The organism is Enterobacter sp. CRENT-193 (genome assembly GCF_002787395.1).
Lineage (GTDB): Bacteria > Pseudomonadota > Gammaproteobacteria > Enterobacterales > Enterobacteriaceae > Enterobacter > Enterobacter hormaechei_C.
Genome location: NZ_CP024812.1, coordinates 3,769,493 through 3,794,378, shown reverse-complemented (window position 1 = coordinate 3,794,378; position 24,886 = coordinate 3,769,493). Strand labels below are relative to the sequence as shown.

The 24,886-nt window shown below is 53.0% G+C and carries 27 protein-coding genes and 1 pseudogene; all 28 read left to right on the top strand.

Annotated features, from left to right (window positions below; translation table 11 throughout):
• Positions 1-295: 295 nt before the first annotated feature.
• The 28 genes and pseudogenes from CU081_RS18890 to CU081_RS18755 all read left to right on the top strand — a co-directional run bounded on the left by CU081_RS18890 (position 296) and on the right by CU081_RS18755 (position 24,854).
• Positions 296-1,234, top strand: coding sequence for a hypothetical protein (locus CU081_RS18890; protein ID WP_058647382.1), 939 nt, complete (start codon positions 296-298; stop codon positions 1,232-1,234).
• 15 nt (positions 1,235-1,249) lie between these two features.
• Entirely contained in the window at positions 1,250-2,707 is a 1,458-nt protein-coding gene (locus CU081_RS18885; protein ID WP_058647381.1) for a glycosyltransferase family 2 protein, read from the top strand.
• The gene (locus tag CU081_RS18880; protein ID WP_058663728.1) at positions 2,689-3,279 is read left to right on the top strand and encodes a hypothetical protein; all 591 of its coding nucleotides are present in this window, start codon (positions 2,689-2,691) and stop codon (positions 3,277-3,279) included. The genes CU081_RS18885 and CU081_RS18880 overlap by 19 nt, the downstream gene beginning before the upstream one ends.
• Positions 3,276-3,617, top strand: coding sequence for an HNH endonuclease (locus CU081_RS18875; RefSeq protein WP_059468688.1), 342 nt, complete (start codon positions 3,276-3,278; stop codon positions 3,615-3,617). The genes CU081_RS18880 and CU081_RS18875 overlap by 4 nt, the downstream gene beginning before the upstream one ends.
• Complete coding sequence (locus CU081_RS18870; RefSeq protein WP_059468687.1) at positions 3,617-3,853, top strand: hypothetical protein; 237 nt, start codon at positions 3,617-3,619, stop codon at positions 3,851-3,853. Before CU081_RS18875 ends, CU081_RS18870 begins: the two co-directional genes overlap by 1 nt.
• A gap of 153 nt (positions 3,854-4,006) precedes the next feature.
• Positions 4,007-4,492 (top strand): hypothetical protein, encoded by a 486-nt coding sequence (locus tag CU081_RS18865; RefSeq protein WP_058663679.1) that lies wholly within the window; start codon positions 4,007-4,009, stop codon positions 4,490-4,492.
• Between the two features lie 6 nt (positions 4,493-4,498).
• Positions 4,499-6,013, top strand: a complete 1,515-nt coding sequence (locus CU081_RS18860) for a terminase large subunit (protein ID WP_058647353.1) — start codon at positions 4,499-4,501, stop codon at positions 6,011-6,013.
• Positions 6,013-7,287 carry a phage portal protein gene (locus tag CU081_RS18855; RefSeq protein WP_032624427.1) on the top strand — a complete coding sequence of 425 codons (1,275 nt, stop codon included), beginning with the start codon at positions 6,013-6,015 and terminating at the stop codon, positions 7,285-7,287. Before CU081_RS18860 ends, CU081_RS18855 begins: the two co-directional genes overlap by 1 nt.
• A 17-nt stretch (positions 7,288-7,304) precedes the next feature.
• Positions 7,305-7,982, top strand: coding sequence for an HK97 family phage prohead protease (locus CU081_RS18850; protein ID WP_057992068.1), 678 nt, complete (start codon positions 7,305-7,307; stop codon positions 7,980-7,982).
• 2 nt (positions 7,983-7,984) lie between these two features.
• Positions 7,985-9,142, top strand: a complete 1,158-nt coding sequence (locus tag CU081_RS18845) for a phage major capsid protein (protein ID WP_058647336.1) — start codon at positions 7,985-7,987, stop codon at positions 9,140-9,142.
• Between the two features lie 32 nt (positions 9,143-9,174).
• Positions 9,175-9,501 carry a head-tail connector protein gene (locus tag CU081_RS18840; RefSeq protein ID WP_080396119.1) on the top strand — a complete coding sequence of 109 codons (327 nt, stop codon included), beginning with the start codon at positions 9,175-9,177 and terminating at the stop codon, positions 9,499-9,501.
• Positions 9,501-9,839: a phage head closure protein gene (locus tag CU081_RS18835; RefSeq protein ID WP_016042205.1), complete on the top strand. Its 339-nt coding sequence runs from the start codon at positions 9,501-9,503 to the stop codon at positions 9,837-9,839. Before CU081_RS18840 ends, CU081_RS18835 begins: the two co-directional genes overlap by 1 nt.
• Complete coding sequence (locus CU081_RS18830; protein WP_058663680.1) at positions 9,836-10,285, top strand: HK97-gp10 family putative phage morphogenesis protein; 450 nt, start codon at positions 9,836-9,838, stop codon at positions 10,283-10,285. Before CU081_RS18835 ends, CU081_RS18830 begins: the two co-directional genes overlap by 4 nt.
• On the top strand, positions 10,282-10,629 hold the full coding sequence (gene gp17, locus CU081_RS18825; protein WP_058663681.1) for a tail completion protein gp17: 348 nt from the start codon (positions 10,282-10,284) through the stop codon (positions 10,627-10,629). The genes CU081_RS18830 and gp17 overlap by 4 nt, the downstream gene beginning before the upstream one ends.
• A gap of 59 nt (positions 10,630-10,688) precedes the next feature.
• Positions 10,689-11,108, top strand: a pseudogene (locus CU081_RS18820) (phage tail tube protein); the annotation flags it as partial.
• Positions 11,109-11,140: 32 nt separating this feature from the next.
• On the top strand, positions 11,141-11,524 hold the full coding sequence (locus CU081_RS18815) for a phage tail assembly chaperone (protein WP_040117541.1): 384 nt from the start codon (positions 11,141-11,143) through the stop codon (positions 11,522-11,524).
• Positions 11,525-11,532: 8 nt separating this feature from the next.
• Entirely contained in the window at positions 11,533-11,811 is a 279-nt protein-coding gene (locus tag CU081_RS18810; RefSeq protein ID WP_058647334.1) for a phage tail assembly protein T, read from the top strand.
• Between the two features lie 46 nt (positions 11,812-11,857).
• Positions 11,858-12,223, top strand: a complete 366-nt coding sequence (locus CU081_RS18805; RefSeq protein ID WP_058647333.1) for a hypothetical protein — start codon at positions 11,858-11,860, stop codon at positions 12,221-12,223.
• A 62-nt stretch (positions 12,224-12,285) separates the two neighbouring features.
• Complete coding sequence (locus CU081_RS18800) at positions 12,286-15,750, top strand: phage tail tape measure protein (protein WP_058663677.1); 3,465 nt, start codon at positions 12,286-12,288, stop codon at positions 15,748-15,750.
• A gap of 2 nt (positions 15,751-15,752) precedes the next feature.
• Entirely contained in the window at positions 15,753-16,091 is a 339-nt protein-coding gene (locus CU081_RS18795) for a phage tail protein (protein WP_058647356.1), read from the top strand.
• A complete protein-coding gene (locus CU081_RS18790) occupies positions 16,088-16,846 on the top strand; it encodes a phage minor tail protein L (RefSeq protein WP_016240208.1) in 759 nt (252 codons plus the stop codon). The genes CU081_RS18795 and CU081_RS18790 overlap by 4 nt, the downstream gene beginning before the upstream one ends.
• A 2-nt stretch (positions 16,847-16,848) precedes the next feature.
• Positions 16,849-17,559: a C40 family peptidase gene (locus tag CU081_RS18785; RefSeq protein ID WP_023296258.1), complete on the top strand. Its 711-nt coding sequence runs from the start codon at positions 16,849-16,851 to the stop codon at positions 17,557-17,559.
• Positions 17,559-18,143: a tail assembly protein gene (locus CU081_RS18780; RefSeq protein ID WP_022650859.1), complete on the top strand. Its 585-nt coding sequence runs from the start codon at positions 17,559-17,561 to the stop codon at positions 18,141-18,143. The genes CU081_RS18785 and CU081_RS18780 overlap by 1 nt, the downstream gene beginning before the upstream one ends.
• Positions 18,144-18,195: 52 nt before the next feature.
• Positions 18,196-22,041: a phage tail protein gene (locus CU081_RS18775; protein ID WP_100185512.1), complete on the top strand. Its 3,846-nt coding sequence runs from the start codon at positions 18,196-18,198 to the stop codon at positions 22,039-22,041.
• Between the two features lie 44 nt (positions 22,042-22,085).
• On the top strand, positions 22,086-22,400 hold the full coding sequence (locus CU081_RS18770; RefSeq protein WP_006809146.1) for a hypothetical protein: 315 nt from the start codon (positions 22,086-22,088) through the stop codon (positions 22,398-22,400).
• Entirely contained in the window at positions 22,401-23,072 is a 672-nt protein-coding gene (locus CU081_RS18765; RefSeq protein ID WP_100185511.1) for a hypothetical protein, read from the top strand.
• Positions 23,073-23,179: 107 nt separating this feature from the next.
• Complete coding sequence (cor, locus tag CU081_RS18760) at positions 23,180-23,413, top strand: phage exclusion lipoprotein Cor (RefSeq protein ID WP_032665940.1); 234 nt, start codon at positions 23,180-23,182, stop codon at positions 23,411-23,413.
• 58 nt (positions 23,414-23,471) lie between these two features.
• Positions 23,472-24,854, top strand: a complete 1,383-nt coding sequence (locus tag CU081_RS18755; RefSeq protein WP_059468795.1) for a phage tail fiber protein — start codon at positions 23,472-23,474, stop codon at positions 24,852-24,854.
• The last annotated feature ends 32 nt before the right edge of the window (positions 24,855-24,886 follow it).

The following is a 24,886-nucleotide window of genomic DNA, read 5'->3' as shown; positions in this document are numbered from 1 at the left end:
TGATAATGACGAATTGTGGTGAATGCGCAGGCTGATGCGCTAAGCGGCAAAATAATCGGGATTAGGTAGGCCACCTATCCGCTGTTTTTCCAGCTTTGACTGGTAACACTCTAAACAAGCCGGAGATCAGCACCGGCCACCACAACCTATCCAAGCCACTGGCATCCGCTGGTGGTTTTTTTATGCGCATCGCACGCGCACATCGAAGAAAGTCTTTCAGCTGTGAGCCTGGGCAAACCGTTAACTTTCGGCGGATTTGCCGTGCGACAGGCTCACGTCTAAAAGGAAATACCACATGAAATATTTATCGCTACAGCAAGCGATGCTCGGCATGCGAGTCATCATGACCGACGATGGCCTCATTTTGAAAAGTCCGGCAGGTAGCGCACATTACGATTTGAAAGGACGTCGCCATACAGTATGGGGTGATGCTTCTTTCTTTCCTGAACATCTACGCGTTAAAGATAAGCGCAAACCGAAATGTGGCCACGTCAGTTTCGGAAATGACGAAATCGTTGCTCATCGGGCTGATGGTTCTGTGGCCTGGCGAATGGGTAAGATCGAAGAACCTACAAAAACGCCTGATGCTGCATTAGGTGAGCTGTCGGCTGTTTACACTCTTCCACGTTATAAAATTAGTAGCTACATGAAAAGACAGGAGCTGATTGCTAATGCCCTTGATGAAGCCAAGCAAAGATTTAGTGAAGAGTTTGGAGGGGTTCCAGCCGATAAAACAGCGGTAGTATTCCTGGCTGATCGCTGGGTTGCTGTTGAGGGGGGATATACTCCAGACGAAATACGTGATGCTGCGGAATACATCAAGCACAGACGCTTGACGAGGGAATTTGGCAAGGCGCTTGCTGATCTTTCTCCATTTGCAATGAAGGGTGGACATGTTTTTATCAAGGATACCTTCATTCAACCAAGCAATACTGTTAGCGCAAAAGTTGACACTTATTCCGTTGGTACCAGTACGTACAACTGCAACATGCGCATCAATGTTGATGGAGCGGATAAAACAATTCGCGAAAAAGTTCATGCTGTAGTTTCCAGTTATCTTACCCCTGAGGCAACTGAGTACACCGAAGAGATGGTGGATGAGTTAATGTCTCTCAAAGTGCCTGCCATTTGCGATGAGACAGCATTAGGCCGCCTTATTAGCGAAAAAATCGAACAATTGTTGCAGAAAGAAACCCGCCCCGGCGGTTCTATTCACAATGCAACCAAGCGTTAAGCGGTTGGAGGTAATATGCAGGTCACTATTGATGGTGTCCCATACGCTCCCGCCAGCGTCGTTTCATCCCGGATCGGCATTGCCATTTCGACACATCAGCGCGCAGACGTTTTAAAACGTTCACTCGAACAGCATCTGAGGCACCTGCCAGCCGGCGCGCTGGTGGTGGTTGTAGATGATGGTTCGAAACCTGCCGCAGTAGTGCCTGACGGCGTGCAGCTGCTTCGCCATGAAACATCACTCGGCATTGTTGCATCGAAGAACGCCAGTTTAACCGCGCTGATGGACGCCGGGTGTGAGCATCTTTTCCTTTGGGACGATGACGCCTGGCCCATCGCTGATAACTGGCACCTTCCATACATCGAATCACCCGAACCGCACCTGGCTTACCAGTTTCTCGATCTGGCAGGAACGAATAAGCTGAAGGATATGGCGATCCTGTACCGGGATGATAAGCACATCGCTTACACCGGGCAGCGCGGCGTGATGCTGTATTACCACCGTAGCGCTATCGACAAGGTTGGCGGTTTCGATCCCGTCTACGGTCGCGGCATGTACGAACACAGCGACCTCGCCCTGCGGATTCATAACGCTGGCCTCACGACGTGGGCTTACGGTGATGTGGTCGGTTCAGAAAAGCTGATCCATTCTCTCGATGAGCATGAAGCCGTAGAGCGTTCGGTACCGCGTCCCGACCGACAGGCGCTGGTGGAACGTAACGTGAAGATCCACAACGAACGGCGTGATGCCGGATTTACTGGTTACGTTGAATATCGCCAGCAGCGCGATGTGGTTATCACAACGCTGCTCACCAGTCAGCCTGACCCGCAGCGCGGCACGAGAATAGTGGCCTCGCCTGACATGCTGAGCAAATGGGCGGCCTCGCTTCGCCAGTGTGGGCGTATAGCGCTGGTGGATGAATTACTGACGGCTCCAACAGATGTTGAGCTGTATCTCGTACCTGACGTGAAGATGAATGTCTACTTTCGTCGCTGGCTGCACATCTGGCAGCACCTACGAGATCACCCTGAATACCGGTTCGTCTGGTGTACCGATGGTACCGATGTCGAAATGCTTCGCGCGCCGTGGGAAGAAATGGAAGCCGGAAAGGTGTATGTCGGTTCAGAACCGAAGACCTACGCCGACACCTGGGCAAAGCAGAATCATCCGGAGCGCATCTATCAGGAGTTCATTGAAGAGCACCGCAACGATGTGATGCTAAACGCTGGGCTGCTGGGTGGTACCCGCGCTGATGTAATGGCGTTCGCTCACGGCATCATCCGTCTTTACTACCGGATCGAGAGCTATCGTTTCTGGAAGAAAGAACAGGCTGGCGCCGCGGTGGGTGACATGCTGGCGTTTGGCAATGTCGCGCAGTCATTTGGCGATCGAGTTGTCACCGGCCCGCGCATCCACACAGTGTTTAAGTCTGAAGGTATCGGTAAGGAGTGTGCCTGGTGGAAACACAAGTGAAGTTTGTGGTGGTCGGGCATCACTCACGCTTGGGACATGCACAACGTCTTGCTGCGCTGCTGGATGCTCATTTGCTGATTGATGACGGTAACCACGGCGCGAACTGGAATCACCGGCGTGCGCTTGAGTGGGCAGCAGAGCAAAAATGCCGGGTAGTAGTGTTGGAAGACGACGCACTGCCAGTATATGGATTCGCCGAAAAGGTAACGGACTGGCTGGCGCGCTTCCCTGACGACATGCTGAGCTTTTATCTCGGTACCGGTCGACCGCCGCAGTATCAGAAAGAGATTGCCGGAATGCTGGTGGAATCAGACAGAGTAAACGCTGATTACCTTGTTCTTTGCAAATTGATTCACGGCGTATGTTATAGCCCTCCTCAGGGCAGGCTGGCGCGCATGCTTAACGCATGGAATAAAACGCTGGCAGCTGATTACGCCGTCGGTGAGGCATTCGGTGGCCGGGTGATTTATCCGTGTTACTCGCTGGTGGATCACGCTGACCTCCCGACGGTTGAGCGTCACCCTGACAACGAGCCGAGGACGGAACGCCGCCGCGCATGGAGACTGGCATGAACAAAGAGCCCCGTGTATATGGCAGCCGATGGGATAAGGCCCGTCGGCGTTTTCTCCAGCAGCACCCACTGTGTGTGATGTGCGAGCAGCAGGGGCGCATAACACCAGCAACGGTGGTTGACCATATCGTGCCCCACAAACTGAAAGATGCGCTTAAGTCAGGTAACCCGCTGGCCATATCGAAAGCACAGCTCCTATTCTGGAATAAAGATAACTGGCAGCCACTGTGCAAAGCACATCATGATTCAACGAAACAGAGAATGGAGAAGAGCGGCGCGGTAATAGGCTGTGATGCCAACGGCTACCCGCTCGATCCTGCGTCTCACTGGAGGACATAATGAAAGACCTCATCATTGAATACCGCGATGGTAAGTTTGTTCAGCTGGCAATTGATGGCGTAGCGATGAAGACTGTTACCTCTATTCAGTTCTCTCACACGGTAGGAGAAAACGTGCCGACGCTGACCTTCTCAGGTCATGTGTGGCCCGAGCATGGGAAAGGCGCTCAGAAACTCGAACAGGTTGATAAACAGACCTCCTGGCATGATGAAGCAAAGCAGATTATGAACGAGTGAAATCGTTTCAAATGCAATCATTCCAAGTGAGAATGAATACCATCAAGGGCAGGGGGGGGGGGATCAAATCTTCAAAACCTTTGCCCCAAATGACCGCCGCCAAAGTTTGAATTTAACGCTAACCCGATTTTTTTAGTTTTAAGGTGTTGACATATGGCAGATAAACGAACCCGTTCCGACAGTTCGGCGGCAGCGGTTCAGGCCATGAAAAATGCAGCTGTGGACACCATCGATCCGCCGTCCCATGCAGGTTTGGAGAAAAAAGCCGAACCATTCTGGCATGACAATATCAGATCGAAAGCTCTGGACAGCTGGACGCCTGCCGACCTGCTGGCCGCCGTAGAACTGGCTAATAATCAGCTCTATATCACCGTTTTACGCAAAGATTTACGTAAAGAAGAGCGTATACGCGGGGAGGAGCGAGACGAAGGCCTTATCAAAGACCTCCGCAAGCAAATTGTTGAGCTACAACGAACTATCCTGGCTCAGCGCCGTGACCTCCAGATCCATTCCCACGCAACCAACGGCGAAAGCCGCGACCAGAAGAAACGCAATCAGAATGATCGTGATGCACGAAATACCAAAAACGAGCATCAGGACCAGGACGACAACCTGATCGCCTTTCCCAAGCACGGATAAAAGACTATGACGCGAGGTGAGCGTGTAATAGCGTTCATTGAGCGCTTTTGCATCGTGCCGGAAGGCAAGCTTATCGGCCAGCCAATGAGGCTGGACACCTTTCAGAAAGAATTCATCCTGGCGGTTTACGACAATCCAGCCGGAACGGATATGGCGATCCTCAGCATCGCCCGAAAAAATGGTAAGACTGGCCTAATTGCCGGAATTCTGCTGGCTCACCTGGTGGGGCCTGAAGCGGTGCAGAACACTCAGATTGTCAGCGGTGCACTCAGCCGGGAACAGGCGGCCATTGTTTTTAACCTCGCGGTGAAGATGGTTAACCTGAACCCCAAGCTACAGGAGATTGTGCACATTACGCCCAGTGGCAAAAAGCTGATCGGCCTGCCGTGTAACGTCGAATACAAGGCTTTATCCGCAGAAGGTAAGACGACGCACGGCCTTTCCCCCATACTGGCCATTCTCGATGAAACCGGGCAGGTCAGGGGGCCGCAGGATGATTTTATCGATGCAATAACTACGGCGCAGGGGGCCCATGAAAACCCGCTGCTGATTGTTATCAGTACGCAGGCAGCAAACGATGCTGACCTGCTGAGCATCTGGATTGATGATGCGGTCAAATCGAAAGATCCGCACATCGTGTGCCACGTTTATGAAGCGCCAAAAGACGCTGATATCAGTAAACGCGAGTCCTGGCTGGCTGCGAACCCGGCACTGGGAACATTCAGGTCAGAAAAAGATATGGCGCGCCAGGCTGAGAAAGCTGGCCGAATGCCAAGCTTCGAAAACACCTTCCGAAACCTCAACCTCAATCAGCGCGTATCTACCGTATCGCCGTTTATCTCCCGCAGCGTGTGGGAGCTTTGCGGAGAGATGCCGATTAACACGCCGAGGAAGTGGTACGCGGGGCTGGATCTGTCAGCCAGGAACGACTTAACGGCGCTGGTTATCGCTGGTGAAGCAGATGATGGTGTCTGGGATGTTTTCCCCTTCTTCTGGACACCGAAAAAAACTCTTGAAGAGCGAACCAAAACGGACCGCGCACCCTATGACGTTTGGGTGAGAGAGGGGCTGCTGCGCACCACGCCAGGCGCTTCGGTGGATTACTCATTCGTCGTTGCGGATATCGCTGAAATTATCGGTGATTTCGACCTTACGTCGATGGCTTTTGACCGCTGGCGCATTGACCAGTTCAGGAAGGATGCCGATGCCATTGGGCTGAGCCTCCCGCTGGTCGAGTTCGGCCAGGGATTTAAGGATATGGGGCCAGCTGTAGACACGCTGGAGTCTCTGATGCTTAACGGGCGTGTGAGGCATGGCATGCACCCCGTATTAACGATGTGTGCTGTGAATGCGGTGGTGGTGAAAGATGCTGCTGGCAACCGCAAGCTCGATAAATCCAAAGCAACGGGCCGTATTGATGGCATGGTCGCAATGACAATGTCCGTTGGTGCTGCTAATGGGGAAGTTACCGAACCGGGTGGTGACTTCGACGACTTCATTTTCCGACCGCTGAGCATGTGATGGAAGAACCTAAATACACGATTGACCTGCGAACCAATAACGGCTGGTGGGCAAGGCTACAGTCCTGGTTTGTCGGCGGGCGTTTAGTCACCCCAAATCAGGGCTCACAGACGGGGCCTGTTTCGGCCCACGGACACCTGGGCGATTCATCCATTAACGATGAACGGATACTGCAAATTTCGACGGTTTGGCGCTGCGTGAGCCTGATTTCAACGCTCACGGCATGCTTACCGCTTGATGTCTTCGAAACTGACCAGAATGACAACCGCAAAAAAGTGGGTTTGAGCAATCCGCTGGCGCGACTGCTGCGCTACTCACCGAATCAGTACATGACCGCCCAGGAATTCAGGGAGGCCATGACGATGCAGCTCTGTTTCTACGGTAACGCGTATGCACTGGTGGACCGCAACAGCGCGGGTGACGTGATCAGCCTTCTCCCGCTTCAGTCTGCCAATATGGATGTGAAACTCGTCGGGAAAAAAGTGGTTTATCGCTATCAACGCGACAGCGAATACGCCGACTTTTCGCAGAGAGAGATTTTTCACCTTAAAGGCTTCGGATTCACCGGGCTGGTCGGCCTGTCACCCATTGCTTTTGCCTGTAAATCGGCAGGTGTGGCAGTTGCGATGGAGGACCAGCAGCGAGATTTCTTTGCCAACGGCGCCAAGTCTCCGCAAATCCTCTCAACCGGCGAAAAAGTGCTGACTGAACAGCAGCGCTCGCAGGTCGAAGAGAACTTCAAAGAGATCGCCGGCGGTCCGGTTAAAAAACGCCTCTGGATTCTGGAAGCGGGCTTTTCCACATCAGCAATTGGCGTAACGCCGCAGGATGCCGAAATGATGGCGTCTAGAAAATTTCAGGTAAGTGAACTGGCGCGGTTCTTTGGCGTACCGCCTCACCTTGTCGGCGACGTCGAGAAATCAACGAGCTGGGGATCGGGCATCGAGCAGCAGAATCTAGGCTTCCTGCAGTACACCCTGCAGCCCTATATCTCCCGGTGGGAAAACAGCATTCAGCGGTGGCTTATTCCTGCTAAGGATGTTGGCCGCATTCATGCTGAGCACAATCTCGACGGCCTGCTGAGGGGCGATTCGGCATCCCGCGCTGCCTTTATGAAGGCAATGGGAGAGGCAGGGCTACGCACCATCAACGAGATGCGACGAACGGACAACCTCCCGCCATTGCCGGGTGGCGATGTGGCAATGCGCCAGTCGCAATACGTGCCGATCACCGATTTAGGAACCAACAAAGAGCCCCGTAATAACGGGGCTTAATTTTTATGGGGGCCGTAATGCCTGAGATCGTAAAAACGCTGTCCTTCGACGAGACAGAAATCAAATTCACCGGTGACGGTAAACAGGGGATTTTTGAAGGCTATGCCTCTGTTTTTAATAACACCGATTCCGATGGCGACATCATTCTGCCCGGGGCGTTTAAAAACGCACTGGCTAACCAGACCCGCAAAGTGGCGATGTTTTTCAACCACAAGACGTGGGAGCTGCCGGTTGGTAAATGGGACAGCCTGGCCGAAGACGAAAAAGGCCTGTATGTGCGCGGTCAACTTACCCCAGGGCACAGCGGCGCCTCCGACCTGAAAGCGGCAATGCAGCACGGTACGGTTGAGGGTATGTCGGTTGGCTTTTCCGTTGCGAAAGACGATTACACCATCATTCCAACAGGCCGCATCTTTAAGAATATCCAGGCTCTGCGCGAAATCAGCGTCTGCACTTTCCCCGCCAACGAACAGGCTGGCATCGCAGCCATGAAAAGTGTCGATGGCATTGAAACGATTCGTGATGTGGAGAACTGGCTGAGGGATTCAGTCGGGCTCACCAAATCACAGGCAGTTGGGTTAATAGCCCGGTTTAAGTCAGCGATTCGGAGCGAGTCCGAGGGCGACGGAAACGAAGCACAAATCAACGCTCTGCTTCAGAGCATTAAATCTTTCCCTTCCAATTTAGGTAATTAATTATGTCTGAACTCGCTCTCATTCAAAAAGCAATCGAAGAATCCCAGCAGAAAATGACCCAGCTGTTCGATGCGCAGAAAGCTGAAATCGAAAGCACGGGCCAGGTTTCCAAACAGCTGCAGTCCGACCTGGCAAAAGTACAGGAAGAACTGTCCAAATCCGGTACGCGCCTCTTCGATCTGGAACAGAAACTGGCTTCCGGTGCTGAAAATCCTGGTGAGAAGAAATCCTTCTCCGAACGAGCGGCCGAAGAGCTTATTAAGACATGGGACGGCAAACAGGGCTCTTTCGACGCCAAAACGTTTAACAAGTCGCTTGGCAGCGACGCAGGTTCTGCTGGCTCGCTGATTCAGCCGATGCAGATCCCAGGCATTATCATGCCGGGCCTGCGCCGTCTGACCATTCGTGATCTTCTGGCTCAGGGCCGTATGACCAGTAATGCTCTGGAATACGTGCGTGAAGAAGTGTTTACCAATAACGCCGACGTGGTGGCAGAGAAGGCACTTAAACCTGAATCTGATATCACTTTCAGCAAGCAGACCGCGAACGTGAAGACCATCGCCCACTGGGTGCAGGCATCGCGTCAGGTGATGGACGATGCGCCAATGCTGCAGTCCTATGTCAACGATCGCCTGATGTATGGTCTGGCGCTGAAAGAAGAAGGCCAGCTGCTGAACGGCGACGGCACCGGGGATAACCTGGAAGGTCTGAACAAAGTGGCAACCGCCTACGACACCTCGCTGAATGCCACCGGCGACACCCGTGCTGACATTATCGCTCACGCTATTTATCAGGTGACCGAGTCTGAGTTTAGCGCTTCCGGTATCGTCCTGAACCCGCGCGACTGGCACAACATTGCGCTGCTGAAAGACAATGAAGGCCGCTATATCTTCGGCGGTCCTCAGGCGTTTACCAGCAACATCATGTGGGGTCTGCCAGTAGTTCCGACTAAGGCACAGGCCGCCGGTACCTTTACGGTGGGCGGTTTCGATATGGCCTCTCAGGTTTGGGATCGCATGGATGCCACCGTGGAAGTCAGCCGTGAAGACCGCGATAACTTCGTGAAAAACATGCTGACCATCCTGTGCGAAGAGCGCCTGGCGCTGGCGCACTATCGCCCGACGGCAATCATCAAGGGCACCTTCTCTTCTGGCTCATGATGGAGGGGGCGGGGAAACCCGCCCTTTAACGTATGGCGATAGATGTTCTCGATGTAATAAATCTCAGTCTGTTTAAGCAGCAGATTGAGTTTGAGGAAGACGACAGGGACGAGCTGATCACGCTGTACGCCCAGGCTGCTTTTGATTACTGCATACGCTGGTGCGATGAACCAGCATGGAAGGTTGCATCTGATATTCCTGCAGCCGTTAAGGGCGCCGTTCTCCTTGTCTTTGCTGACATGTTTGAACACCGCACCGCGCAAAGCGAAGTACAGCTATATGAGAACGCTGCAGCAGAACGCATGATGTTCATCCATCGCAACTGGCGCGGTAAATCTGAACCTGAGGAGGGCTCCTGATGGAACCTGGACGATTCAGGCACCGGGTAAAAATTCTCACCTTCACGACTTCGCGCGATCCATCTGGTCAGCCGGTTGAATCGTGGACTGGTGGCAACCCGGTCCCGGCTGAGGTAAAGGGGATCAGCGGCAGAGAGCAGCTTTCAGGCGGCGCGGAAACGGCGCAGGCAACCATTCGCGTCTGGATGCGCTTCAGGTCAGAGCTGAACGCCTCTTCTCGTCTGGAAGTGCTTAGCGGCCCGTATAAAGGTCAGGTGCTAAATATCATCGGTCCTCCTGTAGCAAATGCGACCGGCACTCGCCTGGAAATTCTTTGCAAAACGGGAGCTGAAAAATGATTGAGACGAGCCTCGATTTTTCTGGGTTAAATGATATCGCAAAGGACCTGGAGGCGCTTAGCCGCGCTGAAAACAACAAGGTCCTGCGTGATGCTACGCGCGCCGGTGCCGAAGTGCTTAAGGAAGAAGTAATCGTACGCGCACCAGTGCGTACCGGGAAACTGAAAAAAAACGTGGTGGTGGTGACCCAAAAAAGCCGCCGCCGCGGGGAAATTTCTTCCGGCGTCCATATTCGTGGCGTTAACCCGCGCACCGGCAACAGCGATAACACGATGAAGGCGAATAACCCGAGAAACGCCTTTTACTGGCGATTCGTTGAAATGGGAACTGCCAACATGCCTGCGCATCCGTTTGTACGACCCGCTTACGATACGCGCGAGGAAGAGGCCGCCAGCGTCGCCATTGCCAGGATGAATGAGGCTATTGATGAGGTATTGAGCAAGTGAATGAAGATAATATCTACGCCTTGCTTTCTCCCCTGGCAGAAGGACGGGTATATCCCTATGTTGCGCCATTAGGTAGTGACGGGAAACCGTCTGTCTCTCCACCCTGGGTTATCTTTTCCATCGTCGATGATGTTTCCGCTGACGTGCTGTGTGGCCAGGCAGAGAGCAGGGTTTCCGTTCAGGTCGATGTGTATTCCACTTCGATCGCTGAATCACGATCCCTGAGAGATTTGGCGCTCGCTTCGCTTGAGCCGTTAAACCCTACAGAGGTGGTAAAAATCCCCGGGTACGAGCCGGATTATCGGCTCTACCGTGCCACCCTGGATTTTAAAGTTACCCCCTGACAATTAATTCACCCAACGAACCCGCCTGATGGCGGGTTTTCTTTTTCCAGGAGACAGCTATGTCTGCACTTTATGAAAAATCGCAGCTGACGAAGATCCTTATTTCCTCCCTGCCAGCCACCAAAGAAACGATGGATTCCGCAACCTTCCTCGATCTGAGTTGCACCATCAAAGAAATTCAGTTCACCGGTGGCCAGAAGCAGGATATCGACGTAACAACGCTTTGCTCAGAAGAGCAGGAGAACATTAACGGCCTGCCTTCTCCGTCAGAAATCTCCCTGTCCGGAAACTTCTACAAGAATCCGGCGCAGGACGCCTTGCGTGAAGCGTATGGCAACGATACGACCTACGCTTTCCAGGTGATCTTCCCTTCCGGCAAGGGCTTTAAGTTCCTGGCTGAAATTCGCCAGCACACCTGGTCTTCAGGTACCAACGGCGTAGTGGCGGCAACGTTCTCCCTGCGCCTGAAAGGTAAGCCTGAAAACATTGAGTCTGGCTCCTGAGAGGTCTCATGAAGAATATTAAAAATCTCGCCCTGGCTAAGATGTCGGGATTTCGTCATAAGACGGTCGCCGTTCCTGAGTGGGAAGGCGTCAAAGTGGTTCTTCGTGAGCCGTCAGGTGAAGCCTGGCTGCGTTGGCAGGAAGTGGTGAAAACGGGTGCTGATGATGAAAATGTGTCGGTATCGGAAAAAGCACACCGTAATCTTTGCGCTGACGTGGTGCTCTTCATTGACGTTCTGTGTGACACCGATAAGCAACCGGTATTCAGCGTAGACGAAGAAGAGCAGGTACGTGAAATCTACGGCCCCGTCCATTCACGCCTGCTCAAACAGGCGCTTGACCTGATCAACAACGCGGACGAAGCGCGGGAAAAGTCTCAACCCCCGGCGTAAAGTTTCTGATGTCGCTTGCGCTCCGGATGGGGCGCACGCTCTCAGAGCTTCGGCATAATATGACGGCAAGCGAGCTTCTGATGTGGATTGAGTACGACAGGCAAAGTCCGGTTGGCGATATCCGTGGTGACATTCAGGCAGCTCAGCTCGTCTCTGCCATCTACGGCTCTCAGGGGGCAAAAGTACCGCTGGACGATGCGATCCTGCGATGGGGTGGCGATGAGCAATCAGAACCGAAGGACCCGTTTGCAGGGCTTGAGGCGGCGCTAACTGCTGCAACTCAGTGACATTTTGCTACATACATAATATTATCCCTCTTTAACTGGAGGGATTATGGTGAAAATTTTAATACTCATAATATTTCTGATTGCGGGTTGTACTGGTGATACAAGGAACGATATAAAGAATAATAAAAAACTTTCTTTCTCATCAAGCAGAAGTGCAGATGACGTAAGTGGTTGTATACTAGATAAACTAGATTTTTTAATACCAGAAAAACTTGTTACCAATAACTTAGTTGATGGGGAAGGTTTGGAGATTTATATTGGTGCGATTCAGTTCTCCCGCATGAAGTATTTTCATAGGGTAGAGATTAAAAAAAACAATAGTCAATCTTTAATCTCTTATCAACGTTCTGAAACTGACTTCGTACCAATTTCTGAAAAGGAAGTTTTGGAAATAATCAAAGAATGCAAATGAAATTAATTATCCCATTATGATAACCCGCCTCGGCGGGTTTTTTTTTCGCCTGGAGAAATGTGATGGCAACATTACGTGAATTGATTATTAAAATTTCCGCTAACTCGCAATCATTCCAGACGGAAATTTCCCGCGCCTCACGAATGGGGCAGGATTATTACCGCACTATGCAGAATGGTGGTCGGCAGGCCGCTGCTGCTGCCAGAGAGAGCGAAAGGGCGCTCTCTGATTTGACTGCCGGATTTGCATCTGCTGGAAGGGCTGCCGCCGCAGCTACGGCAGCTTTTGCAACGGGTAAAATTGTGCAGATTGCTGATGAGTGGAACTCCGTAAACGCTCGCCTTAAACAGGCATCATCTTCTGCTGATGATTTTGCCGCTTCACAGCGTCAGTTAATGGAAATCAGCCAAAGAACCGGCACGGCATTTTCAGATAACGCAAACCTTTTTTCCCGCGCAGCAGCCTCAATGCGCGAGTACGGTTATAGCTCTGACGAAGTTCTGAAAATTACAGAAGCTGTCTCTACCGGCCTCAAACTTTCTGGGGCTAACACCCAGGAAGCGAGTTCTGTTATCACTCAATTCAGCCAGGCGCTGGCACAGGGCGTTCTTCGTGGCGAGGAGTTTAACGCTGTTAACGAATCTGGTGATCGCGTTATCCGCGCACTTGCCGCAGGAATGGGCGTGGCCCGCAAAGACCTCAAGAGCATGGCCGATCAGGGGCAACTTACGATTGATAAGGTTGTTCCAGCACTGGTAGGCCAGTTAGATAATTTGCAAGATGAGTTCAAAAGCTTACCACAAACGGTTTCTGGTTCCTTGCAGAAGGTTACTAACTCATTCATGCAATGGGTTGGCGGTATTGATCAGGCTACCGGCGCAACGGCAGGTTTGTCTGGCGGGTTGGATAGTTTAGCCCAAACTCTGGATGCGTTCACTTCTTCAGCTGTTAGCGGTGCCTTGAATGACGTTGCTGACAATATGTCCACAATAACAACTGTGGCAGGGGCGCTTGTTGGCGTGGGGCTGGCACGCTACCTAAGCGGAGTTGTAACCAGCGCCACCAGTGCAACAGGTGCGCTAATTTCAGCCGCGAAATCAGAGGTTGCTCTTGCTGTCGCACAGGACAAAGCGGCTCAGTCTGCTGTTGCAGCTTCAAGGGCTGAAGTTTATCGAGCTCAGCAAGCTGTTCAGCGATCACGAAGCGCAGATGTTCAGGCCGCCCAGCAAGAGAAAATTGCGGCAGCAGAGGCAAAAGTTACAGCAGCTCAAGCCAGACTGACTACCGCTCTTGCAAGTGGCACTGCTACGGAAAAAGTCAGGGCCAGAACTGCACTTGAGCGTGCACAGGCAGGGCTGGTGGCTGCAAAAAATTCTGACGCTCAAGCTGCTGCAGAAAGGCGTCTGTCCGCGACCCAGGCTTCCTTAAACCGGAACCTTGCAAACCGTGTTTCGGCTCAAAGCAATCTCAATAGCGTGACATCCGTCGGCACTCGGCTCATGAGTGGTGCACTTGGTCTCATCGGTGGAGTTCCTGGTTTAGTTATGTTGGGTGCTGGAGCCTGGTATGCGATGTATCAAAACCAGGAGCAGGCACGTCGCTCTGCCCAGGAATACGCCAGTCAAATCGACGAAATACGAGAAAAAACTTCCCGCATGTCTTTGTCTGAAACAGACGACAATAGGGGGAGAACTGTTGGTGCTCTGGTAGAGCAAAATCGTTTGGTTGATGAGCAAGCCAAAAAGGTTGGTGAGCTGAAGAACCAGATCGACGATTTGAATGCATCGCGTGGAAAACCGGGCATTACCAGCGAGAACGATGCAAATATACTGAGAGCGATAGCTATCGTTACGGATCAACTTGCTGTTGAAGAGGGAAAATTAAATGACATGCGAGATAAATCTCGCGGCATACAGCAGGCTCTCGAAGAAATTGAGCGACGTCGCAATGATTTAATACGCGAACAAGCCTGGCGACAGAATGCGGTATATCAGTCGATGATCATGATGAATGGTCAGCATACTGAATTTAACCGTCTGCTGGGGCTGGGAAATCAGCTATTAATGGCTCGGCAAGGGCTGGCTAACGTCCCGCTCAGACTTCCGCAGGCCGATCTCGACAAAAAGCAAACCGATGCCCTCGAAAAGAGCCGCCGGGATCTGGAGTTGTCACGCCTGAAGGGTGAAGCAAAAGAGCGCCTGCGTCTGAGTTATGCAGCCGATGACCTGGGGTTAACCAGTGATCCGCAATTCCAGACAGGCCGTCAGGAGTTGATTAATAACGGCCTTGCTGAATGGCGGAATAATGAGGCCAACAAACCTAAGGCGAAGGGCGGTAAAACCGAAGGCGAGAAAACCGAGGATGTGTATAAGCGCCTTATCAAGCAGCAAAAAGAGCAGATTGCCCTGCAAGGTCAGAATACTGAGCTGGCGAAGGTTAAATACCAGGTCAGCCAGGGGGAACTTGCTTCTCTGACGGAAGCCCAGAAAAAGACGGTATTGCAGAATGCTGCACTGATTGACCAGGTTAAATTGCGTGAGCAACTGCGAAATTACGAAGCCAACCTTGCCGACAGTAACGCCAGCGCCCGAGCAGCCAATGAAGCGCAACTGCTGGGATACGGGCAGGGAACCAGGTTCCGTGAAAGACTTCAGGAGCAGTTCAATCTGCGTAAGGAGTTTGAGCAGAAGAATACCGATCTTCTCCGCCAGCGTCAGGCTGGTGAAATCGACGAGACGTTCTATCAGCAGGGGCTGGCACTTAATAAGCGCTACCTCGAAGAGCGCCTGCGCGACCAGGAGGGATATTACGCAGCTTCTGATGCGCAGCGTGACGACTGGATGACGGGACTGTCTGAGGGTTATGCGAACTGGGTGGACGAAGCCACTGATTATTCTTCCATGGCCGCTGACGGCATGAAGCAGGCCATGGGTGGCGCGGTCACCACGATCACCGACATGCTCAATGGCAACGTTGACAGCTGGAAGGACTGGGGCGTGAGCGTACTGAAGATCATCCAGAACGTTCTGGTGAACATGGCTGTTGCTAATGGCGTCAGCTCAATTGGATCACTGTTCAGTTTTGGCGCCTCGTCAGCCGCAACCGCCAGCAGCGGTACCGCTATTCAGAATGCCGGCGCGAACTTTACCTTTAATGCGAAGGGTAATGTTTACGACTCTCCGTCCCTGAGCGCTTACAGCAATGGCGTTTTTCAGACGCCTCAGCTGTTTGCTTTTGCCAAAGGCGCAGGGGTTTTTGCCGAGGCTGGTCCGGAAGCCATTATGCCGCTTACGCGCGCCGCTGATGGTTCGCTGGGCGTTCGGGCAGTTGGTACTCCGCAGGTCTCCGGCGGTGTGCCTTCAGTTAACTTCGGCGATATCAATATTCAGGGTGGATCACCACAGGCAGCCAGTCAGGGAACCGCCGGCGCCGCTGGCAGACAACTGAAAGATGCCATCACTGGCGTCATTAACGAACAGGCCAGCATGCCGGGCTCGCCTCTGTGGCGATTAATCAAGGGAGTTTAACCATGGCAGTCGAAACCTTCAGCTGGTGCCCAAAGGTTGCCTCTCAGGTTGATACAAATTTTCGTACCCGAAAGGCGCAGTTTGGCGATGGCTATACACAGGTGGCCGGGGACGGCATCAACCCGGCAACACCTCAGTGGAGCGTGAGCTTTACCGGCGACGAGGCTTACATTCAGGCCATTAAAAACTTTCTGAACAGACATGCAGGGTGGAAGTCATTTATCTGGAAGCCACCGCTTGAGCCTTCAGGTTTATGGCGCGCGGAATCCTTCCAGATATCTACCCACGGCAACAAAAAATACACCCTCAGCAGCACATTCATACAGGCATACCATCCATGAGTATTTCATCTGATGTCCAGAAACTGGAACCGGGTAAGCGCGTCCGCCTGATCGAGGTGGACGGCTCAGCGTTCGGTGCGGGTATTCTTCGCTTTCACAACGAGACAATCCCGCATACCGAGGCGGAAATCATCGCCGCAGGCGGCGACGAGTCAAAACTTGAGCCGAAGTCGGTGTGGTGGCAGGGGCAGGAGTATGGCGCGTGGCCGTATGAACTGACCGGCATATCTGTAAGCAGTGACGGCCAGAGTTCACGGCCGTCACTCACTGTTGCAAACATCAGCGGTACGATTGGCGCGCTGTGCCGAAGGTTTCAGGGGATGGCTAAAGCAAAGGTGATCATCCATGACACCTTCGCTCACTACCTGGACGCAAGAAATTTTCCTGGCGGGAACCCGACTGCGAATCCCAACGAGGAGCGCAAACAGGTTTATTACATCGACCGTAAATCAGGGTCAGACGATGAAACCGTAGAGTTTGAGCTTTCAAGTCCAGCCGATTTGCGAGGGCAACTCATTCCGACCCGGCAAATTCAGCCAATGTGCACGTGGTGCATGCGGGGCTGGTACAAAACCGGGAACGGCTGCACCTACGCCGGGCAAAACGGCTGGTTCGATAAAGACGGCAATCGGGTAGACGATCCTTCACAGGATGTTTGCTCCGGATTGCTGTCAACGGGCTGTAAACCTCGCTTCGGAGAGAATGAACAGCTGGATTATGGCGGGTTCCCCGGCGCTTCACTTCTGAGAGGATAATCATGCGCGACAAAACAGTTAGCGCCATTCTGGCGCATGCCGCCGCATCCTTCCCCGAAGAGTGCTGTGGCGTGGTTATTCAGAAGGGGCGGGTGGAGAAATACATCCCCTGCAAAAATAATGCTGAGTCGCCGACTGAGCAATTTGAACTTAATCCTGAGGATTATGCGGCCGCCGAAGAGCAGGGCACTGTGGTGGCGATCGTCCACAGCCATCCCGGCGACGGGGCAACAACTCAGCCGAGCGAGCTCGACATGCTGATGTGTGATGCCACGGAACTGCCCTGGATTATTGCATCGTGGCCGGAGGGCGACATTCGCACCGTCATGCCTCGCGGAGACCGTCCCCTCACAGGGCGCCAGTTTGTACTCGGGTATGCAGACTGCTGGTCTCTCATCATGGACTATTTCCGCATCGAGCACGGCATTGAACTGCCCAACTACAGCGTAGATCGCCACTGGTGGGAGCAGGGTGAAAACCTCTATATGGATAACTGGCAGGAATGCGGTTTCCGTGAGTACGACGGTCCCGCTCAGCCAGGTGACATGGTTATCATGCAGGTTCAGTCCACCGTCCCGAACCATGCCGGGATTTTGCTTGATGGCAACATGCTACTGCATCACATGTATGGCCAGCTAAGCCAGCGTATTCCCTACGGTGGCTATTACCGTGACCGTACCATCAAAATTCTGCGTTATAAGGATTTGATGTAATGGAAAGAAAAACCGTTATCAAACTCAGCGGCTCAATGGCTCAGCGATTTGGCAGGACACATCGCCGTGCACTAACGTCCGCCAGCGAAGTTTTCAGGGCGCTTTCTAACACCATTGCCGGCTTTGATGCTTATCTGCGTGAAGCTCGGGCAAAGGGACTGGATTTTGTTATTTTCCGGGATCGTCGCAATATCGGGCACGAAGAGTTTGAACTCCTGGGGCCGGGTGATGAGTTAAGAATAATCCCTGTGATAAGGGGTAGTAAAAGAGCTGGAGTATTCCAGGCGTTGCTCGGAACGGCTCTGGTCGCTGCTGCCATATGGATGCCTGGAGTTAGTATCGCAGCAAGTAACCTCATGTTTTCCGTTGGTGCCGCAATGGCCGTTGGCGGTGTAGTGCAAATGCTCTCTCCTCAGGTTTCAGGTCTGCGAATGCGTCAGGAACCTGATAACAAACCCTCCTATGCGTTTGGTGGTCCCGTTAACACGACGGCATCTGGCAATCCCGTCCCCCTGCTTTATGGGCAACGGGAAATTGGCGGCGCCATTATATCCGCCGGGGTTTATGCAGAAGATCAGCAATAAACCAAACCACGTACTGCAAGCCACCTGACGGTGGCTTTTTTATGGACGCGATATGACGACGACAATCATCAAAGGCCGCGGTAAAGGTGGCAGCAATCAGACCCGAACACCCGTTGAAGCACCGGACAGCATTCAGTCCATTGCAAGGGCAAAGGTGCTGATTGCGCTTGGAGAGGGTGAGTTCGCTGGCGGGCTTGATGGTAAAAACATTTTTCTTGGTGACTCATCTTCCTACACGCCTCTTCAGAACGCCGACGGAAGTTATAACTTCAATAATGTGAAATATGAGTTCCGTTCCGGTACTCAGGACCAGGACTACATTCAGGGCTTCCCCGGCATTGAAAACGAACTTCAGGTTTCATACGAGCTGAAACAGGCTGTGCCGTACGTGCGCGCGGTATCCAACACGCAGCTCTCTGCGCTGCGAATTCGCCTGGGATGGCCAACTCTTTTACTCCAGAAAAACAACGGCGATAAAGTCGGCACCCGCGTAGAGTATGCTATCGATCTGTCGGTCGATGGCGGGCCGTATGAAACGGTGGTTAACGGTGCTGTTGATGACAAAACCACGTCGCTTTATGAGCGCAGTCACCGCGTCAATCTTCCGAAAGCCTCGACTGGATGGCAGTTGCGGGTTCGCAGAATCACGCCGGATTCCACGAGCGTGAATATCGTCGACACCATGCGCGTTGTGGCCGTTACTGAAATTATTGACGCCAAACTTCGCTACGTTAACACAGCGCTGCTGTATGTAGAGTTTGACGCAAAGCAGTTCCCTAATGGCATTCCTCAGGTTGTGTGTAATCCGAAAGGGCGAATCATCCGTGTACCTGATACTTATGATCCCGAAACCCGCACTTATTCTGGTACATGGGAGGGCGTATTTAAATGGGCATGGACGGATAATCCTGCCTGGATTTATTACGACATCATTCTGAACGAGCGCTTCGGGCTGGGTCAAAGAATTGATGCGACTCAGATAGACAAATGGGAGCTTTATCGCATCGCCCAGTATTGCGATCAACTGGTACCAGATGGCAAGGGCGGAAGTGGGACGGAGCCTCGTTTTCGTTGCAACGTTTATATCCAGGACCGTAATGACGCCTGGACTGTACTTCGTGATCTGGCGGGTATATTTCGCGGCATGACGTACTGGGGTGACAATAAGATGTATGTCCTGGCTGATATGCCCCGCGATGTGTGGCATATCTATAACCACGCCAGCGTAGTTGAGGGTAAATTTACCTTTTCGGACCCGAGTGAAACCACCCGAAACACTGCCGCGCTGGTGAACTGGTCTGACCCAGCTAACCACTACAAAGACACGCCTGAGCCTGTTTACGATAACGATCTGGCCATGCGCTTCGATTATCGTCAGCTCGAAATGACTGCGATCGGCTGCACCAGGCAGTCAGAGGCAAACCGTCGGGGGCGCTGGGCGCTGCTTACTAACGGTATCGGCGAGGTGGTGACCTTCAGCACGGGCATGGACGTTCCCCCTGTCGGGGAGGTGATCGGTGTGGCTGCTAACGAGCTGGCCGGAAGAACTATCGGCGGCAGGGTGAGCGCGGTTAACGGCCGCAACATAACCCTCGATCGCGCTGCTGATGTGAAAGCCGGTAACAGGCTGTTTTTGAATCTTCCATCAGGCACGGCTCAGGCCAGAACCGTCCAGGCCGTTAACGGAAACACAGTCACTGTCACCACACCCTACAGCGAAACGCCGGAGGCTGAATGTAACTGGGGCGTGGACTCTGACGATCTGTTTATAGCGCTTTTCCGTGTTACGGGAACGCGGGACAACAACGACGGAACTTTCGAGGTCACCGGGACGACTTACAACCCTGATATCTATTCCGCTGTTGATACCGGCGCAAGACTGGACGAGCGGCCAGTCAGTGTCATTCCACCGGGGGTTCAGGCTCCCCCAGGAAATATTGTCGTAGACAGTTACTCTACGGTTAACCAGAACATTGCGATTACCACCATGCGCGTTGCCTGGGATTCTGTTCAGGGTGCAGTTGCGTACGAGGCGGAATGGCGGCGTGACAGCGGCAACTGGGTAAGCGTTCCCCGAACGTCTTCTCTCGGCTTTGAAGTACAGGGTATCTACTCGGGTCGCTATCTGGTCCGCGTCAGGGCGGTGAACGCCAGCGACGTTTCATCAGTCTGGGCGACATCATCAGAAGCGAATCTTACGGGTAAAGTGGGCAATCCGCCGAAACCGGTCGGCTTCATCGCTTCCGATAATGTGGTATTCGGTATCGAGCTGAGCTGGGGATTCCCGGCGAACACCGACGACACGCTGAAGACGGAAATTCAGTACAGTCTGACCGGGACGGAAGACGATGCGATGCTGCTGGCAGACGTACCCTATCCGCAGCGCAAGTATCAGCAGATGGGCCTTAAAGCGGGGCAGATTTTCTGGTATCGCGCGCAGCTGGTGGACCGCAGCGGCAACGAATCAGGTTACACAGAATGGGTGCGCGGGCAGGCCAGCATTGATGTATCCGATATCACCGATGCAATCCTGGAGGACATGAAAGGCTCCGATACGTTCAAAGACTTGATCGAGAACGCGGTGGACAGCAGCGGAAAACTGGCAGAACTGGCTGATGCAATCAAAGAGAACGCAGACGGCCTTGCTGCTGCGGTTGGCTCGAACAAGCAGACCGCTGAAGCAATCATCGGAAACGCGCTGGCTATTGCCGATGTTGTCGTGCGCCAGACAGCCCAACAGGGCGCTAACTCTGCGACATTCGAACAGCTCCGGGAGGTGATCGCTACTGAAACGGAGGCGCGCGTAACGGATGTTACCCGTCTTGAGGCAAAAACTGCGCAGAACGAGGCGGGAGTTACCGAGGTAAGGCAGGCTCTGTCAGATGAAGCTCAGGCAAGGGCTACTGCTGTTGATCAGCTCACTGCGAGCACTCAGGTCATTTCTGATAAAGCTGATTCGGCTTCGAGTAAAGCTGATGCTGCATCAGGTAAGGCAGATGCGGCTGAACAAGCCAGCTCACAAAACACTGCTGATATCACCACGTTGCGACAGGTTGTCACAGACACGACTTCATCAATGGCATCCCGCCTGGAGGAGCTGGGAGCAAGAACCGATACTGCCAGCGGCGGCATCCAGAATAACGCTATCGCGCTAATAACGAGTACGCTGGCGCAGGTTGATCAGCGGGTGAGACTCAGTGCGCAGTACGGTGACAGCAAGGCCGGCATCGATCGTATTGATAACGTCATGGCAAGCGACAGGGAGGCAACAGCACGTTCGCTGCTAAGTTTGCAGACTGACGTGAACGGCAACAAGGCATCCATCAACAGCCTGAATCAGACGTTCTCCGATTACCAGCAGGCCACCGCGACGCAGATAAACGGCATCACGGCGACCATCAACGGGCACACTTCAGCGATCACCACCAACGCGCAGGCCATTGCGAACGTCAACGGCGACCTGAAGGCGATGTACAGCATCAAGGTCGGGTTATCCAGCAATGGTCAGCTTTACGCGGCAGGGATGGGGATCGGCGTGGAGAATACGCCGTCCGGCATGCAGTCGCAGGTTATCTTCCTGGCTGACCGCTTCGCCGTTACTCACCAGGCCGGAGCGACCGTTACGCTTCCGTTCGTTATTCAGAACGGGCAGGTGTTCATCAGAGACGCGCTGATAGGTGAGGGCACCATCAGCAACGCCAAGATCGGCAACTACATCCAGTCCAATAACTATGTCGCTGGCTCAGTCGGATGGAGGCTGGATAAGGGAGGTACGTTTGAGAACTACGGTTCGACAGCTGGTGAGGGAGCCATGAAGCAGACTAATCAAACGATCAGTGTCAAGGATGCCAACAATGTGTTGAGGGTGCAGATCGGGAGAATCACGGGAACATGGTAACGGGAGGCCTCTTACGGGGCCTCTTTTTTTTTCAGGAGGACTGGATGGCGGAATATGGGGTTCAGACATGGGACGCCTCAGGCAATGTAAATAACTATGGCGTTAAGCCTGTCAGCGTTTGTGGCTATCTCCAGCTGGCCCAGAACCAGAAAACAGGCTCTTACACCGTAGCGCTTCCACCGGGTTGCAGGCTGACCTATTTTCAGAGCATGAACGGCGATCAGTTTGGTACGAGTCGGAGGAAGATCACCATTTCAGGGGGAACCGCAACAGTGTCAGCAGCAGGCGATACCGACTACTCAGCAGGGACTGAGCCTGCGGCAGCGGCTTATCTCATTTTCCAGATCGAGAGGGCATAAATGGCGGAGTATGGCGTTTTACTGACGACGACCAGCGGGGAAGTATGGGTGACCGCGAACAGCTCGCCAATCGCTCTACAGGAACGAAAGACAGCGGCACTTCAGGGAACATCGGGGTTTAATACCAGAGTGACGCACACATTCCCCGCAGGTCAGCCTGTTGTCGCCTTCGTTCATTGCACGGTAGAGGTCGAAATCACTCAGACGATAAGCGGGAACACCATCACGATTGATTTTCTCAGACCGAATGCAACCGGCACAGCGTACGTTTATTTTTTCTCTATTTTCCCGCAGACAAAGCCAGACTACGGGCTGGCTGTGTGGGATGCATCAGGGACGCTGATTTTAACAAACGAAACGCGCACGCTGAGTGATGTTGTCACCCTCGGTACCGCCGGGGTGGATGCCAGCTCAGGATACAACATCAATACAACTCTGGCGGGGAAGTGGGCCTGCATGCCTGCCATGCTGGGGCTAATTACCGGGGTTGTATCGGCTGGCGGTCAACCGCAGCCATACTCGGCTATATACAAGAGCTTGGCAAAACTTGAGGGAAGCAATACGCGGATATTCGCCAGGCCGCAGACAACCCCCGGTGGCAACCTTCAGAACGTTACGTATTCGAATCTGAGGAACGTGATTATGGCCATTAACTGCGCCAATTATGATTGATCGTTTTTAGCGATCAATTTTGAATAATTGATCTATCAAATCAATTATATCCCGTTGATTCATATTGTTATTGTGTAGCTTCATGAATGCCCTGGGATATAACCACTATGAAAAATATGATTCTTTGCCTGGCGGTAGCGGTATTGCTCTCCGGTTGCGCTGGCGTTATTGAGAAGCAGCAACCCGTATGCACCGGAACAGCCCTGATCGGCGGACAGGAAAGCAGCGTCCAGATCTACGGAGTCCGTAAACAAAACAATCAGACGCAGTACCGCGCCGGTTATCCCTTTAACTGGTCATGGGTGAGCGCCAACACGTTCACCAGCACCACCTGCCACTAACCCATTCAGTTTTGAACAAACCCCGCTCCGGCGGGGTTTTTTATTGCCTGGAGAAAACATGATTTATACTACTGGCACTATCGCCATCAGCGGAAATACCCTTACAGGTACCGGCACAAACTTCACTGCTGCTGGATCTCTTATTCGTAACGGATGTACCGTTATTGCAATGACCAGCCCTGTGCAGGTATTTCAGATTACCACCATCGGCAGCGCAACAAGTCTCACCGTAACGCCAGCAGCTAACCCAACTGTTCCCGCCGGAACCCGATTTGCCATTCTTCTGAGTGACAGTCTGAGCGTGGATGGTCTGGCGCAGGATATCGCTGAAACCTTCACGATGTACCAGCGCTACATGAGCGGGTTCGCTGATGTAATGAACGGGACATCTGATGTCACCATCACTATCAACGGCACTGTCGTTACCGTGCCGGGTCAAAAATCTCTGGCGAAGAAAGGGGATAACAGCGACATTACCAGCCTTTCTGGGCTGAAAACAGCTCTCAGCATTGAGCAGGGAGGGACCGGGGCAAAGAATGCCGCTGACGCTCGCACAAAACTCGGTTTAGGAAACAGCGCTACACGAGACGTTGATAGCCAGTTTTCCCCAGGTTCCGCGTATCTAAACGGAGCTGCTGTCATGGCGCAATGCCATCGCGATTATCGCAATATCGGCCCTTACGACGCTATATCCCAGTACCCGCTCGGTATGTCTTTTGGCATACAGCTTGGAGGAAGTGGCTGGGGTGGCGGTAGCGGGGCAGACACCTACACGGGTATGTTGACGCTACGTGGGTGGCATGATTTTTCTGCTGGTGGCTATGTGTCGTGGCAGCTTGCCTCAACCTCTCAGGGACTGAAGTACCGTCAGGGCAACGGTACAATTCAGGGCAATGCTAACGTAGGGTTCTCCACGACGCACACCATTTATTCGACGCAGAACACCACGAAAGCCAGTGACGGAACGCTCAAGGCTGCATCTCCGATCGCCAGAATCGTAAAATCTCAGGAAGAGAACCAGCGTACCGATGTTGACGAAGTAGGCTTCACCTGGTGCGGCTGCGGTACGGCGAACGCCGAGGCTGAAGGGATCAAAATCTCGCGGCTGGATGTTGGGGTTTATGTTCTTATCGGCTCGGCAGGCCTGGCATCAGAAGGTTGGCAATTGCTCCCGCCAATGGACCCGGGTGGAATGGGAGAGCTGGGTGTTGTTGAAGCAGAGCAGACAGAAAGCGGTGGGCTGACGATTCGGCTTTTTAAGCGGAAATACATGCTGAGCGATGAAGGGGAGATCGTCAAAACAAAAGGGGCTCCTATGGATGTTCCGGCCAACAGCTGGATCGACGTTCGCCTCGATATGCCAGAGGATAGCATCTGGAAAACAAGAGCTTCCGAAGCTTCTCTTGAACTGACAGAGCAGCCTGGGGACATTCAGCCTTAAAAATTAATAGGCGAACCCAAATTGATCTGCAT

What these genes read in the sequence shown, in the direction of transcription:
- CU081_RS18870 (WP_059468687.1), top strand. Translation starts at nt 3,617, where the DNA reads ATGAAAGACCTCATCATTGAATACCGCGATGGTAAGTTTGTTCAGCTG.
- CU081_RS18890 (WP_058647382.1), top strand. Translation starts at nt 296, where the DNA reads ATGAAATATTTATCGCTACAGCAAGCGATGCTCGGCATGCGAGTCATC.
- CU081_RS18790 (WP_016240208.1), top strand. Translation starts at nt 16,088, where the DNA reads ATGAGTATTTCATCTGATGTCCAGAAACTGGAACCGGGTAAGCGCGTC.
- CU081_RS18885 (WP_058647381.1), top strand. Translation starts at nt 1,250, where the DNA reads ATGCAGGTCACTATTGATGGTGTCCCATACGCTCCCGCCAGCGTCGTT.
- CU081_RS18855 (WP_032624427.1), top strand. Translation starts at nt 6,013, where the DNA reads ATGGAAGAACCTAAATACACGATTGACCTGCGAACCAATAACGGCTGG.
- CU081_RS18830 (WP_058663680.1), top strand. Translation starts at nt 9,836, where the DNA reads ATGATTGAGACGAGCCTCGATTTTTCTGGGTTAAATGATATCGCAAAG.
- cor (WP_032665940.1), top strand. Translation starts at nt 23,180, where the DNA reads ATGAAAAATATGATTCTTTGCCTGGCGGTAGCGGTATTGCTCTCCGGT.
- CU081_RS18805 (WP_058647333.1), top strand. Translation starts at nt 11,858, where the DNA reads ATGGTGAAAATTTTAATACTCATAATATTTCTGATTGCGGGTTGTACT.
- CU081_RS18755 (WP_059468795.1), top strand. Translation starts at nt 23,472, where the DNA reads ATGATTTATACTACTGGCACTATCGCCATCAGCGGAAATACCCTTACA.
- CU081_RS18795 (WP_058647356.1), top strand. Translation starts at nt 15,753, where the DNA reads ATGGCAGTCGAAACCTTCAGCTGGTGCCCAAAGGTTGCCTCTCAGGTT.
- CU081_RS18780 (WP_022650859.1), top strand. Translation starts at nt 17,559, where the DNA reads ATGGAAAGAAAAACCGTTATCAAACTCAGCGGCTCAATGGCTCAGCGA.
- CU081_RS18860 (WP_058647353.1), top strand. Translation starts at nt 4,499, where the DNA reads ATGACGCGAGGTGAGCGTGTAATAGCGTTCATTGAGCGCTTTTGCATC.
- CU081_RS18810 (WP_058647334.1), top strand. Translation starts at nt 11,533, where the DNA reads ATGTCGCTTGCGCTCCGGATGGGGCGCACGCTCTCAGAGCTTCGGCAT.
- CU081_RS18785 (WP_023296258.1), top strand. Translation starts at nt 16,849, where the DNA reads ATGCGCGACAAAACAGTTAGCGCCATTCTGGCGCATGCCGCCGCATCC.
- CU081_RS18840 (WP_080396119.1), top strand. Translation starts at nt 9,175, where the DNA reads ATGGCGATAGATGTTCTCGATGTAATAAATCTCAGTCTGTTTAAGCAG.
- CU081_RS18775 (WP_100185512.1), top strand. Translation starts at nt 18,196, where the DNA reads ATGACGACGACAATCATCAAAGGCCGCGGTAAAGGTGGCAGCAATCAG.
- CU081_RS18845 (WP_058647336.1), top strand. Translation starts at nt 7,985, where the DNA reads ATGTCTGAACTCGCTCTCATTCAAAAAGCAATCGAAGAATCCCAGCAG.
- CU081_RS18770 (WP_006809146.1), top strand. Translation starts at nt 22,086, where the DNA reads ATGGCGGAATATGGGGTTCAGACATGGGACGCCTCAGGCAATGTAAAT.
- CU081_RS18765 (WP_100185511.1), top strand. Translation starts at nt 22,401, where the DNA reads ATGGCGGAGTATGGCGTTTTACTGACGACGACCAGCGGGGAAGTATGG.
- CU081_RS18815 (WP_040117541.1), top strand. Translation starts at nt 11,141, where the DNA reads ATGAAGAATATTAAAAATCTCGCCCTGGCTAAGATGTCGGGATTTCGT.
- CU081_RS18850 (WP_057992068.1), top strand. Translation starts at nt 7,305, where the DNA reads ATGCCTGAGATCGTAAAAACGCTGTCCTTCGACGAGACAGAAATCAAA.
- CU081_RS18865 (WP_058663679.1), top strand. Translation starts at nt 4,007, where the DNA reads ATGGCAGATAAACGAACCCGTTCCGACAGTTCGGCGGCAGCGGTTCAG.
- CU081_RS18875 (WP_059468688.1), top strand. Translation starts at nt 3,276, where the DNA reads ATGAACAAAGAGCCCCGTGTATATGGCAGCCGATGGGATAAGGCCCGT.
- CU081_RS18800 (WP_058663677.1), top strand. Translation starts at nt 12,286, where the DNA reads ATGGCAACATTACGTGAATTGATTATTAAAATTTCCGCTAACTCGCAA.
- CU081_RS18835 (WP_016042205.1), top strand. Translation starts at nt 9,501, where the DNA reads ATGGAACCTGGACGATTCAGGCACCGGGTAAAAATTCTCACCTTCACG.